The 11,852-nt window shown below is 71.0% G+C and carries 12 protein-coding genes; 4 read left to right on the top strand and 8 right to left on the bottom strand.

The features are described 5' to 3' along the window. Positions 1-153: 153 nt before the first annotated feature. Entirely contained in the window at positions 154-1,809 is a 1,656-nt protein-coding gene (locus BLW76_RS13430; RefSeq protein ID WP_091306837.1) for a DUF2079 domain-containing protein, read from the top strand. A gap of 7 nt (positions 1,810-1,816) precedes the next feature. On the opposite strand, the gene BLW76_RS13425 is transcribed toward BLW76_RS13430, so the two are convergent. Both BLW76_RS13425 and rlmN read right to left on the bottom strand, forming a co-directional pair. Next, on the bottom strand, positions 1,817-2,083 hold the full coding sequence (locus BLW76_RS13425; protein WP_091319358.1) for a hypothetical protein: 267 nt from the start codon (positions 2,081-2,083) through the stop codon (positions 1,817-1,819). Positions 2,084-2,119: 36 nt separating this feature from the next. Then, complete coding sequence (gene rlmN / locus BLW76_RS13420) at positions 2,120-3,226, bottom strand: dual-specificity RNA methyltransferase RlmN (protein ID WP_091306834.1); 1,107 nt, start codon at positions 3,224-3,226, stop codon at positions 2,120-2,122. 152 nt (positions 3,227-3,378) lie between these two features. On the opposite strand from rlmN, the gene BLW76_RS13415 reads away from it, so the two are divergent. Then, the gene (locus tag BLW76_RS13415) at positions 3,379-3,948 is read left to right on the top strand and encodes a hypothetical protein (protein WP_091319356.1); all 570 of its coding nucleotides are present in this window, start codon (positions 3,379-3,381) and stop codon (positions 3,946-3,948) included. On the opposite strand, the gene BLW76_RS13410 is transcribed toward BLW76_RS13415, so the two are convergent. Together BLW76_RS13410 and BLW76_RS13405 are read right to left on the bottom strand one after the other, a co-directional pair. Continuing rightward, entirely contained in the window at positions 3,941-6,235 is a 2,295-nt protein-coding gene (locus BLW76_RS13410) for a transketolase-like TK C-terminal-containing protein (RefSeq protein ID WP_244170152.1), read from the bottom strand. The two genes, BLW76_RS13415 and BLW76_RS13410, sit on opposite strands and share 8 nt — an antisense overlap. Before the next feature lie 107 nt (positions 6,236-6,342). Continuing rightward, complete coding sequence (locus BLW76_RS13405) at positions 6,343-6,828, bottom strand: Lrp/AsnC family transcriptional regulator (protein WP_091319354.1); 486 nt, start codon at positions 6,826-6,828, stop codon at positions 6,343-6,345. Between the two features lie 105 nt (positions 6,829-6,933). On the opposite strand from BLW76_RS13405, the gene BLW76_RS13400 reads away from it, so the two are divergent. After that, positions 6,934-7,554 carry a PadR family transcriptional regulator gene (locus BLW76_RS13400; protein WP_091306830.1) on the top strand — a complete coding sequence of 207 codons (621 nt, stop codon included), beginning with the start codon at positions 6,934-6,936 and terminating at the stop codon, positions 7,552-7,554. On the opposite strand, the gene BLW76_RS13395 is transcribed toward BLW76_RS13400, so the two are convergent. Then, entirely contained in the window at positions 7,494-8,303 is an 810-nt protein-coding gene (locus BLW76_RS13395) for a class I SAM-dependent methyltransferase (RefSeq protein WP_091306827.1), read from the bottom strand. The genes BLW76_RS13400 and BLW76_RS13395 overlap by 61 nt on opposite strands. A 114-nt stretch (positions 8,304-8,417) precedes the next feature. On the opposite strand from BLW76_RS13395, the gene BLW76_RS13390 reads away from it, so the two are divergent. Beyond that, on the top strand, positions 8,418-9,263 hold the full coding sequence (locus BLW76_RS13390; RefSeq protein ID WP_091306823.1) for a VOC family protein: 846 nt from the start codon (positions 8,418-8,420) through the stop codon (positions 9,261-9,263). Here the strand turns inward: BLW76_RS13390 and BLW76_RS13385 are convergent. Genes BLW76_RS13385 through pyrH form a run of 3 tightly spaced genes read right to left on the bottom strand, consistent with a single transcriptional unit; the run spans position 9,260 to position 11,811 of the window. Continuing rightward, entirely contained in the window at positions 9,260-10,462 is a 1,203-nt protein-coding gene (locus tag BLW76_RS13385) for a phosphatidate cytidylyltransferase (protein WP_091306820.1), read from the bottom strand. The genes BLW76_RS13390 and BLW76_RS13385 overlap by 4 nt on opposite strands. Then, positions 10,462-11,019 (bottom strand): ribosome recycling factor, encoded by a 558-nt coding sequence (gene frr, locus BLW76_RS13380; protein ID WP_003065592.1) that lies wholly within the window; start codon positions 11,017-11,019, stop codon positions 10,462-10,464. The genes BLW76_RS13385 and frr overlap by 1 nt, the downstream gene beginning before the upstream one ends. Positions 11,020-11,067: 48 nt before the next feature. Beyond that, the gene (gene pyrH / locus BLW76_RS13375) at positions 11,068-11,811 is read right to left on the bottom strand and encodes a UMP kinase (protein ID WP_013223864.1); all 744 of its coding nucleotides are present in this window, start codon (positions 11,809-11,811) and stop codon (positions 11,068-11,070) included. Positions 11,812-11,852: the final 41 nt, after the last annotated feature.

Genomic DNA, 11,852 nt, shown 5'->3' with positions numbered 1-11,852 from the left:
ACGGCCAGTTGAGAGGAAGCACACAGTTGCCAGGCGATCACCTATCAAGTAAAAGCCCTGGTCACCACCCGTCTGCAGAGACCGGCCCACCGGCTACGATCGGCTGCCGGTCCCGCCGTCGCCGGACCACATATCGCCCTCGGCAGGAGAACCATGCCCGCGCTCGACGCACCGGACATCACCGCACCGATCCCGCGCACGACCGCGAATGTCCGCCGCGACAGCGCGCCTCGGCTCGGCCTAGTCGCACTCTGGGGCTTCGCCGTCGTCCCCGCCGCGCTGGCGCTGCTGGCCGCGGTGCGCGCGCCGAAGATGCACGTGCTGCTCGACTACTGGCACGTCTTCGCCAAAATCACCGACGACAACGGCCACCTCCTGCTCGGCCAGGTCTTCACCTATCACCTCGACCAGCCGTTCGTCGTGCCCTCGCTGCTGTTCTACGCCGACGCCGCGTGGTTCGGCGGGGACAACCGCGTCCTGACCGTCCTGACGATCGCCCTGCTCGCCGTCTCGGTGTTCGCGTTGAGCACGATGCTGCCGCGGCACCTGAACCCGACGACGCGGACGGCGCTGACCGCGGCGATGTGCTGGCTGCTGTTCAGCTCCCACGCCACCGAACTGTGGCTGCAGAGCACGAACGGCATCAGCTGGGTTCCCGCGATCATGTTCTGCACGATCGCGATCGCCTGCGCGCACCACGGTCGCCGGGTCGGCGCGTACACGGCCGCTGCGCTGGGCTGCCTGAGTTTCGGTGCGGCGTTGCCGATCTGGTTCGTGATCGCTGGAATTGCCTGGCTGCGCAGGGAATCCCGGCTCCGCGTATTGCTCCCCGCAGTGGCCGGGCTGGTCATCCTCATCGCCTGGTGGCTCACCAAACCTGCCGGAACCCAGTCCGGAGCGACGGACGCCTTCGACCCGGACGGACGGCTATCCGTCGTCGCCGCCGCGGTCGGCGGACTGTGGTCGACGGACATCGCCGTCCTCGCGGTAATCGCCGGCGGCCTCACCATCGCCCTGCTCGCGCTGCTGCTGCGCCACACCGTCCTCGACCGGCCCGCGGTGACCGATGCGGGGTGGGCGGGTTTGGCCTGCTACGCCGTCGCCTTGGCCTTCATGCTCGCCCTCGGCCGGACGACGACGAACGTCCCCGGGGGCAACGTCGGGCTGATCAGCCGATACGTCCTGGTCGCCGCGCTGGCGACCAGCGCAGCAATCGTCCTGACCAGTTTGCACCGTCCACAGTGGCCGAAGCGATACCTCGTCGTGGCGGTCGTCGCGCTGTCCCTGGTCACCCACGCCATCGGCGGCGGGAAAGCCGACCAAGTCCGCCGCAGCTACGCGCCACTCGCCTTGTCAGCGATCGCCCTGCGTGTCGACGCGCCCGCCGCGCTCGACGCCCTGCACATCCAGCGGACCGCCGGCCCCGCCGCCCGCGCGTTGCAGGCCTATCCGTTCACCGGCGACTTCACCCTCGGCTGCCACGGCCCCGAACTCGGCAGCCACCTCGACCTGGCAACCGCCCAACCGACGTCGGCCAACGCAGCCGGAGCACTCGACGCTCCCGCCACCAACGCCGGCGCCGTCACCATGGGCTGGGCCGCCATCAACGGCACCCGGCCGGACTGCATCCTCATCACCGACTACACCGGTACGGTCATCGGCGGCGGCATCACCGGCCTACCCCTCACCGCCGGGCAAACCACGACAGCCGCACCCGGCGCGACGGCGTGGCAGGCAACGGCCGGACCCACCAACGGACCACTCACCGTGCTTGCCGTCCAGGCTGGACGCCTCTACCGGCTCAACTGAGCCGAGATCAGCGGGTGAGCCAGGGGGCCAGCAGCTTCTCCAGGTCGGCGTCCGACAGCGCCCGCGGCCCACCATGGAACTCATGCCACCTCGCCGCGTCACACGCCGCCGCGTACTCCACCTCGAACGCCCGCATCAGCACGTACATGAACGTCACCGAGCTGAACCGCTCACCCAGCAGAGTCCGCGCCTCGCGAGCGACGTCCGTCGCACCGGTGAAATCCGCGAGCCGAAGCTCCTCCGCAGCCGGATCCAACAGGCTGGGGGCATACATCACGACAAACACTCCATCATCGAAACGAACACGAACTCAGCCTTCAGCCGCCAGCTGACCACACGCCGCAGCAATGTCCTGACCCCGCGTGTCCCGGACCGTGCAGGCGACGCCGCCGGCATTGACCAGGCGAACGAACTCCCGCTCCACCGGCTTCGGCGACGCATCCCACTTCGAACCCGGCGTCGGATTCAACGGAATCACGTTCACGTGCACGAGCTGGCCCAGGTGCTGCCGCAGCCGCTTCGCGAGCAGCTCCGCCCGCCACGGCTGGTCGTTGATGTCGCGGATCAGCGCGTACTCGATCGACACCCGCCGCCCCGACGTGTCCGCGTAGTACCGCGCCGCCGACAGAACCTCGTCCACCGACCACCGGTTGTTCACCGGCACCAGCGTGTCCCGCAGCTCGTCGTCCGGCGTGTGCAGCGACACCGCCAGCCGCACCTGCATCTTCTCGTCGGCCAGCTTCCGGATCGCCGGCGCCAACCCCACCGTCGACACCGTCACCGACCGCTGCCCGATCCCCAGCCCACCCGGCGCCGGGTCGGTGATCCGCCGGACCGCCGCCACCACGCGCTTGTAGTTGGCCAGGGGCTCGCCCATGCCCATGAACACGATGTTCGACAGCCGGCCCGGGCCGCCCGGCATGGCGCCGTCGCGCATGACCGCCGCCGCCGAACGGACCTGGTCCACGATCTCCGCCGTCGACAGGTTGCGGTCGAGGCCGCCCTGGCCGGTCGCGCAGAACGGGCACGCCATGCCGCAGCCGGCCTGGCTCGAGATGCACAGCGTCGCGCGGTCCGGGTAGCGCATCAGGACGCTCTCCAGGAGCGTGCCGTCGTGCGCGCGCCACAGCGTCTTGCGCGTCGCGCCGTCGTCGGCCGCCAGCGCGCGGACCTCGGTCAGCAGGGTCGGCATCAACGACTCGACGAGCCGTGAGCGGGACGCCGCCGGGATGTCCGTCATCTCCGCCGGGTCGACCGTCAGGCGGGAGAAGTAGTGGTTCGACAGCTGCTTCGCGCGGAACGGCTTCTCCCCCAGCTCGGCGACGGCGGCCGCGCGCTCGGACACCGAAAGGTCGGCGAGGTGGCGCGGCGGCAGGCCGCGCTTGGGCGCGTCGAAGACGAGGGGAAGGGCAGTCATAACCGGCCCAGTGTCCCACGTGCCCACCCGGGCCGCCCCCGGTGCCCCCGCGAGGTGTACCCCAGGTCACGGGCGGGCCCCGGTCACCGGGGCCGCCTCACCCACCGGGATGATCCATCGTGCACAGCGCGTCCGGCGAAAGGGGTGAGCGCGTGTCCTTCCGGCACCTTGTCCTGGTGGTCGCGGTCGCCCTGGGCGTCGCCGCCTGCGGCACCCAGCCCGAGAACCCGCCCGCGCCGAGCGGGCCGCAGGCGAACGTCGGGCCGCTGCACCTGCCGCTCCCGCCGGGCGCCACCTACACCGCGCACAGCCCGGACGGCCTGCTGGACGGCTGCATCGCCGAAGGCACCGTTGTCTGCGAAGCGCGCATCCTCGACCTGCGGACGGCGGACCCCGCCGCGCCGATCAACCCGCCGAGCACGAAACGCCCCTTCGGCTGGTACACCGGCACGGACACCCCGACCTGCATCACGCCCGCCTCGCCACCGGGGAATGCCGCGGAGGCCACCGGCAGCAAGCTCCTCGACGCCGGCTTCGCGCCGATCGGGCCGAAGAAGGCCGAGTACGCTCGATGGCAGGTCACCTGCGAGAACTCGGCGCAGAACAACCAGGTCCGGATGTGGTGGCTGCCGACGAGCCGGATCCTGATCGTCCAGTACGGCTCGTTCCCCGGCTGGGACGCCAAGCTGGACACCCTGCTCGCCGGCGCGACCTTCAGCTGACGGCGTCGAGCGCGGCGCGGATGATCGCGTCCGTGTCGATGCCGTGGTGGCGGTAGACGTCCTCCAGCGACCCCGACTGCCCGAAGCCGGTGACGCCGAGCGCGACCGACGGGACCCGGTTGATCCCGGCGAGGAACGCCAGCGTGTGCGGGTGGCCGTCGAGGACCGTGACCAGCGGTTTCGCTCGCGAAGCCGGGAACACCTGGTCGAGGATCCACGATTCGGCGCCGCCCCGGCCGGACCGGGCCTGGACCGCCTCGAACAGCAGGCCAGGGCTGGTCACGCACACGACGTCGGCCTCCACGCCGACCTGGGCCAGCCGCTCGGCCGCCGCCAGGGTGTCCGGCACCAGCGCGCCCATCGCCGCCAGGGTGACGGCAGGTGAAGCAGCGCGCCGCAGCAGGTATGCGCCCGCGACGACCTGGCGGCGACGGCGTTCGCGCGCCGCCGGGTCCGTCGGCACCGCGGCGAGGGTCTGGTCGACCGGACGCGTCGAGAGCCGGAAGTACGACGACGTCCCACCCGGCTTGCCGAGCCGGCCCAGCGCGGCCAGCAGCGTCCATTCGGTGTCGATCGCGAACGCCGGTTCATAGCTGACGCAGCCCGGCTGCTCGATGCCGATCGACGGCGTCGTGATCGACTGGTGCGCACCGCCCTCCGGCGCGAGCGTGACGCCGGACGGCGTGCCGATCAGGATCGACTGCCCGCCCGCGTAGATGCCGAACGACCACGGCTCCAGGGCGCGCTCGACGAACGGGTCGTACATGACGCCGATCGGCAGCAGCGGCTCGCCCCAGCGGCTCCACGTCGCCCCCAGCTCGCCCAGCAGGCCGACCAGGTTCGTCTCGGCGATGCCCAGCTCGACGTGCTGGCCGGTCGGCTTCTCCCGCCAGTGCATGATCGTCTCGGGGTCGTCCTCGAACCAGTCGCGGCGCTCGGTCGCCGACCAGACGCCGACCTTGTTGACCCAGCCGCCGAGGTTGGTCGTCGAGCTGACGTCGGGGCTGACCGTCACCACGCGCTTCGCCGCTTCGGGCGCTTCGCGCGTCAGGTCGAGCAGGACGCGGCCCAGCGCCGCCTGCGTCGTCGCGGTCCCGGACGGCGTACGGCCGATGTCGACGGGCAGTTTCAGCGAAGGCGCCGAAGGAACATCCGGACGGCGAAGGCGCGAAGCGACTTCAGCGCACAACGCGGCTTCGGGCGACCCGGGCGCGAAGCCCTCCCACGGCGAAGCGAGGTCCGTACCCAGCGAAGCAGCCAGCTCTTCCATCTGCGCCACGGTCAGCAGCGACGAGTGGTTCTGCGGGTGCCCCTGCGTCGGCAGGCCGCGGCCCTTGACCGTGTAGCAGAAGATCACCGTCGGCCGATCGTCCGAAATGGACGCGAAGACCTCGTCGAGCGAGCCGAGGTCGTGGCCGCCGAGGTTCCGGATCGCGGCCAGCAGCGTCTCGTCGTCCAGCGACGCCACCAGCTCGGCGAGCGCCGCGTTGCCCGCGGGCAGCCGGTCGCGCAGCTGGCCGGCGTCGCAGCGCAGCAGCCGCTGGTACTCGGGGTTCGGCATGGCGTCGATGCGGGCCCGCAGCTCGGCGCCGCCGGGCCGGGTGAACAGCTCTTCCAGCAGCCGCCCGTACTTCAGCGTCAGGACCTGCCAGCCGGCGGCGTCGAACATGCCCTGCAGCCGCCCGGCCGCGATGTTCGGGACGACCCGGTCGAGGGACTGGCGGTTGAGGTCGACGATCCAGACGATCTCGCCCAGTTCGGCGACGGCCGGGTCGAGGATGGCCTCCCAGATCGCGCCCTCGTCGAGCTCGGCGTCGCCGACCAGCGAGTACTGGCGGCCGGTGCCCGCGTCCGAGCCGCGGGTCGTCAGGTAGCGGCGGGCCAGCGCGCCCCAGATCGGGGCGGTCGCGCCGATGCCGACCGAGCCGGTCGAGTAGTCCACCGGGTCCGGGTCCTTGGCGCGGCTCGGGTAGCTCTGCAGGCCGCCGAACTCGCGCAGCGTCGGCAGGTACGCCTCGTCCAGCTCGCCGAGCAGGTAGTTGATCGCGTGGAGCACCGGCGACGCGTGCGGCTTCACCGAGACCCGGTCCTCGGGACGCAGGTGCCGGAACCACAGCGACGTCATGATCGAGACCAGCGACGCGCACGACGCCTGGTGCCCGCCGACCTTCAGCCCGGACGGGTTGGGCCGGACCCGGTTGGCCTGGTGCACGATCGCGGTGGCGAGCCAGAGGGCCCGCTGCTCGATCGCGGTGAGCGCCGGGGCGGTCACGGGGGCATGGGTCATCGTCGACACCTTTCGTGCAGGAAGCGCACACCAGAACAGCACCGGTGGGCGCATCGCACAACCGATGCCGTGGAAAGTGCGCAGAATGCGCAGTGGAGCCGCAGAGCTCAGGCGTCCGGCTGCGCAGAATGCACCCGGTCCAGCAGGGGCGTCAGCCGGTACGGGACGAGCTCGCGCATGACGAGCGAGATGTTCGTCCGCTCCACGCCGGGCGAAGCCAGGATGTGCCCGGCGATCCGGTACAGGTCGTCGGCGTCGACGGCGACCACCTGCACCATCAGGTCGCTCGCCCCGGTCAGCCCGCACACCTCGGTGACCTCGGGGATCCCGGCGAGGGCCGTGCCGATCTCGGCGAGACGCCGCTGGTCGACCTGGGCGTTGACGAACGCCCGCAGCGGGTAGCCCAGCCGCGCCGGGTCGATGCGGCGTTCGAACGACCGGAGGACACCGCGCTGCTCGAGCCGCGCGAGCCGGGCCTGCACCGTGTTGCGGGACAGGCCCAGCCGCTCGGCCAGCGCGACCGCCGTCGCCCGGGGGTCCTCGCCCAGCGCTGCCAGCAGGCGCGCGTCGATCTCGTCGATGGTTTCCGGCACCCGCCGATCTTCCCAGGTGACCGGCGTCACCGAAGACCGGTTGCCAACCCGACCGTTTCCGATATATCGTGAACGTGTCGCAACAGTTCGAGAAAGGAACACGACATGCGTAGGCAACGACACCCCTTCGCCCACGAGCGTGGGCGCGCACCTTTCGGGCCCTTCGGTGGTTTCGGCGAGTTCCCCCCGGGCTTCGGCCCCGGTGGACGCGGTCGCGGCCACGGCCCGCACCGGCGGGGTCACGGCGGACGGCGCAGCCGCCGCGGTGACGTCCGCGCCGCGATCCTGGCGCTGCTCGCCGAGCAGCCCCGGCACGGCTACGAGATCATCCGCGAAATCGGCGAGCGCTCCGGCGGCTTCTGGCGGCCCAGCCCCGGCTCGGTCTACCCGACCCTGCAGCTGCTGGCCGACGAAGGCCTGGTCATCAGCAAGGACGAGCACGGCAAGAAGCTGTTCGAGCTGACCGACGCCGGCCGCGCCGCCGCGGAACAGCAGGACAGCACGCCGCCGTGGGAGCAGATCGCCCAGGACGTCGACCCGGTCGAGGTCGGGCTGGCGAAGGCGGGCAAGAACCTCGCCGCCGCCGTCGTGCAGATCATGCGCGCGGGTTCCGAGAGCCAGCAGGCCCGCGCGGCCGAGGTCCTCAACGACGCCCGGCGCTCGCTCTACGGCATCCTCGGCGAAGACGAGGACGAGTCCGCTTCGGGCGAGGCGGCGGCCGAGTGACCTGGCAGGACGAGGCCGGTGGGCTTGATCCGCGCGTGCACGCGGTAGCCCACCGGCAGCGTCAGGTCTTCGCCGCGATTCCCGTTACGCTGCAAGGACTCCGCGATCGCCTGTTCGGCCACCGGCCGGCTGAACTCGATCTTCAGCACCGCTTCGAGGTCCGCGGCGGTCGCGAAGCGCCATTCGGTCGCCACGCGGCGGCAGCCGAAGCCGGCCCTGGCGAAGAACCGTTCCACGGCGGCCGGGTCGTAGTGCGGTAGATCGGCGCGCATCCAACGGCCGTAGGGCTCGCTCGTCACGTCGAGGTCGACGATCAGGATCGCGCCGCCCGGCCGCAGCACCCGCTCGGCCTCCGCCAGCCCCGGCTCACACCCGGGCCCGAAGAAGTACGCGGTACGCGCGTGCACGACGTCGACGCTCGCGCTGCGGACCGGCAGCCGCTGGGCCCGGCCCAGCCGGACGTCCACGTTCGACAGTCTCTCGATGCGTTTCAGCGCACTGCGCACCAGCGGCTCGTGCGGCTCCACCCCGAGCACCGAGCGCGCGTCACGGGCGAAGCGCGGCAAGTGAAACCCGTCACCACAGCCGACGTCCAGCACGTCCCGGCCGGTCCAGTCGTGTTCCTCGCGCAGCACGCGCCAGATCTCGCCGGTACTGTCCTGCGCGCGGTTCTCCAGCTCGTAATCGGCCTGGTAGTACCAGATGTTGGGGCTGGGCACGACCTCCGCGCGCCGCGACGACCACCGCACCCCGCTGCTCCTTCCGGGTCCTCGTCGCCGGCCCGTGCTCTCCCGGTGGCGGATTCCTGTCGGAAAAACTCCCCGATCACGCCTAGAATCCGGTGGGTATCGGGAGGAGCACCCATGGCAATCGGCCCGTCCAGTACCCCGTCCCCGGTTCCGGCCGGAATTCCGTGCTGGATCGAGCTGGCCTGCCGCGAGCAGGCCGTGGCGGAGCGATTCTACGGTGCCCTCTTCGGCTGGGAGTACACCACTCAACGGGACCCGGCGACCTCCGACGGCCGGTACGCCATCGCGGCGCTCAACACCGTCCCCGTCGGCGGGCTCTACCGCGCGGCCCAGGGCGCCCCGCTGGGCTGGATGCCGCACATCTCCGTGCCGCACACGGCGAGCGCGGCCGAGTGGGTGGAGCACCTCGGCGGGCGGATCACCCTCGGGCCGGTCGCCATCCCGGACCGCGGCACGATCATGCACGCCCTCGACGCGTGCGGCGCGCCGGTGGTGTTCTGGGAGGTGCCGCCGAACTGGGAGTTCGTCACCGGCATCCCGAACACCTTCAGCGGCGCGGACCTCAACACCCACGACGGCGTCGCGGCGGATCACTTCTACACCAAGCTGTTCACCTACGGCAGCCATCAGATCGGCGACGGCGAGACGCTCGACTACGTCGAATGGCTCATCGAGCACGAGCCGGTGCTCTACCGGTACGTGATGGGCTCGGAGTACAGCCGGGACACCCCGCCGCACTGGCTCGTGTACTTCGACATCGACCCGGCCCGCGGCGTCGACGCGGTCGCGGGCGAAGCGATCATGCACGGCGGCACGGTGGTGATCCAGCCCTACGACACCCCGTTCGGCCGGATGTCGATCCTCGCCGACCCGGAAGGCGCGGTCTTCGCGGTGATCGACCACTCGCGCGTGACGGAAGGCTGGGGCCGCGCCGAGGTCGACGACCCGTACGACGACTAGACCGGAACGAAAGCGGAAAGCAGCAGCCAGGACACGACGGCCGAGGGCAGCAGCGAGTCGAGGCGGTCCATGATCCCGCCGTGCCCGGGCAGCAGCGTGCCCATGTCCTTGACGCCGAGGTCGCGCTTGATCAGCGACTCGACGAGGTCGCCGAGGGTCGCGGTGAGCACGATGGCGACACCGAAGATCACGCCCTGCCAGACGTGGCCGTCGAGCAGCAGGCTGAGGGTGAGCGCCCCGGCGACGACACCGCCGATCACCGAGCCCGCGAAGCCTTCCCAGGTCTTCTTCGGGCTGATGGCAGGCGCCATCGGGTGCCTGCCACCGAGCACGCCGGCGATGTAGCCCCCGGTGTCCGACGCGACGACACCGATCAGGAAGGTGAGGACACGCCCGACACCGTCCGCCGGCGGCACGAGCATCGCCGCGAAGGCGGCGAAGAGCGGCAGGTAGGCGGCGGCGAAGGTGGACGCGCTGATGTCGCGCAGATAGCCCTTCGCACCGCCGGGCAGCCGCCAGAGCAGGCAGGCGAGCACGGTGAGGACGAACGCGGTGAGCGCGCCCTCCCGGCCGAACGGCCAGGCCAGCCAGATCATCGCCTGCCCACCGACGATCACCGGGATCACCGCGACCCGGATACCGGCGACCCGGCGCAGCACCCCGGCGAATTCGAAGGTGCCGACCGCGATCGCGACCGCGATGATCCCGATGAAGAGGTAGCGAACGGTGAGCAGGGAAACGATGATCGCGGCACCGAGCAGCAACGCAACCCCGATGGCCGCAGGCAGGTTCCGGCCGGCCTTGGAGGCCTTCTTGACGGCCTCCGGCGGTGCCGGCGTGTCCGACGCACCCGTCTCCGCGGCTGCCGAGGTCTCCGCCGCCGCGCCCTTGGCCGAGGCCGCCGCCGTTTCCGCTGAAGCGCCGCCGGCCTCATCGGTCCGCGAGGCCGCCGGCGTCTCCGCCGCGGCGGTGCCGGCGGCCGACAACCGCGCCGCCTCGCCGGTGCCCGGCGTCTCCGGCACGACCGGCGTCCCCGCCGCGTGCGGAGTTTCCGAGGTCGCCGAAGCCCCGGCGGTTCCCGGAAACTCCGGCGTGGCCGGGGTGCCGGCGTCACCCGGCTCCGGCGTCCCGGGCGCGGCCGCCGGGTGTGCTCCGGTGGCGTCCACCCGGTCCTCGCGTTCCTCGCTCACCTGTGCCATCAGACCTCGAGCAGCTCGGCTTCCTTGTGCTTGACCAGCTCGTCGACCTTGTGCACGTAGGTGTCGGTCAGGTTCTGCAGTTCCTTCTCCGCGCGCGCGACGTCGTCCTCACCGGCTTCGCCGTCCTTGGCGATGCGGTCGAGCTCGTCCTTGGCCTTGCGCCGGACGCTGCGGATCGAGACGCGGGCGTCCTCGCCCTTGCCCTTGGCGACCTTCACCATCTCCTTGCGCCGCTCCTCGGTGAGCTGCGGGATGACGATGCGGATGACCTGACCGTCGTTGCTCGGGTTGACCCCGAGGTCCGACTCCCGGATCGCCTTCTCGATCGCGCCGAGCTGCGACTGGTCGTACGGCTTGATGAGCGCCATGCGGGCTTCCGGCACGTTCACGCTGGCCAGCTGGTTGAGCGGGGTCGGCGAGCCGTAGTACTCGACGACGATCCGCGAGAACATCGCCGACGAAGCCCGGCCGGTGCGAACCGACTGCAGCTCGTCCTTGGCGACGGACACCGCTTTTTCCATCTTCTCCTCGGCATCGAGGAGGGTCTCGTCGATCACGGTCACTCCCGTAGTTGTGATGGGTGGCGCTTGCTGATCCCAGCAGGTCTAGGCCGGCACCCCGGCAGTGGGGGTGCTGACCAACGTGCCGATTCTTTCACCACTCACCGCGCGGGCGATGTTCCCCTCGGTGAGCAGGTTGAACACGATGATCGGCATGTTGTTGTCCATGCAGAGGCTGAACGCCGTCGCGTCGGCGACCTTGAGGTCCCGCTCCAGCACCTCGCGGTGGGTGATCTCGCGGAACATCTCGGCGGTGGGGTCGGCCTTCGGGTCCGCGGTGTAGACGCCGTCGACGGCCTTCGCCATCAGCACGGCCTCGCAGCCCAGCTCGAGCGCCCGCTGCGCGGCCGCGGTGTCGGTGGAGAAGTACGGCATGCCGACCCCGGCGCCGAAGATCACGACGCGGCCCTTCTCCAGGTGCCGCTCGGCGCGGCGCGGGATGTAGGGCTCGGCGACCTGGCCCATCGTGATGGCGGTCTGCACGCGGGTGGGCAGGCCCTCCTTCTCCAGGAAGTCCTGCAGCGCCAGGCAGTTCATCACGGTGCCCAGCATCGCCATGTAGTCGGCGCGGTCGCGGTCCATGCCGCGCTGCGACAGCTCCGCGCCCCGGAAGTAGTTGCCGCCGCCGATCACGACCGCGACCTGGACACCGGTGCGGGCGACGTCGGCGATCTGCTGCGCGACCGAGTGGACGACGTCCGGATCGACGCCGATCGAACCACCGCCGAACATCTCGCCGCCCAGTTTCAGCAGCACCCGCCGGTAGCCACCTTCGACCCGGTCACCCATCTATGTCGCCTCCTACGCCCTCGAGCGTGCTTTTCTTCTCC

The sequence above is a fragment of the Amycolatopsis tolypomycina genome, from assembly GCF_900105945.1.
GTDB classification, from domain to species: domain Bacteria; phylum Actinomycetota; class Actinomycetes; order Mycobacteriales; family Pseudonocardiaceae; genus Amycolatopsis; species Amycolatopsis tolypomycina.
This window is presented reverse-complemented; position numbering and strand designations above follow the sequence as displayed.

Bases quoted from the DNA above. Each gene is read 5' to 3' on its own strand.
- BLW76_RS13410 (WP_244170152.1), bottom strand. From the start codon at position 6,235: ATGACCCATGCCCCCGTGACCGCCCCGGCGCTCACCGCGATCGAGCAG.
- pyrH (WP_013223864.1), bottom strand. From the start codon at position 11,811: ATGGGTGACCGGGTCGAAGGTGGCTACCGGCGGGTGCTGCTGAAACTG.
- rlmN (WP_091306834.1), bottom strand. From the start codon at position 3,226: ATGACTGCCCTTCCCCTCGTCTTCGACGCGCCCAAGCGCGGCCTGCCG.
- BLW76_RS13425 (WP_091319358.1), bottom strand. From the start codon at position 2,083: ATGTATGCCCCCAGCCTGTTGGATCCGGCTGCGGAGGAGCTTCGGCTC.
- BLW76_RS13385 (WP_091306820.1), bottom strand. From the start codon at position 10,462: ATGGCACAGGTGAGCGAGGAACGCGAGGACCGGGTGGACGCCACCGGA.
- BLW76_RS13400 (WP_091306830.1), top strand. From the start codon at position 6,934: ATGCGTAGGCAACGACACCCCTTCGCCCACGAGCGTGGGCGCGCACCT.
- BLW76_RS13390 (WP_091306823.1), top strand. From the start codon at position 8,418: ATGGCAATCGGCCCGTCCAGTACCCCGTCCCCGGTTCCGGCCGGAATT.
- BLW76_RS13430 (WP_091306837.1), top strand. From the start codon at position 154: ATGCCCGCGCTCGACGCACCGGACATCACCGCACCGATCCCGCGCACG.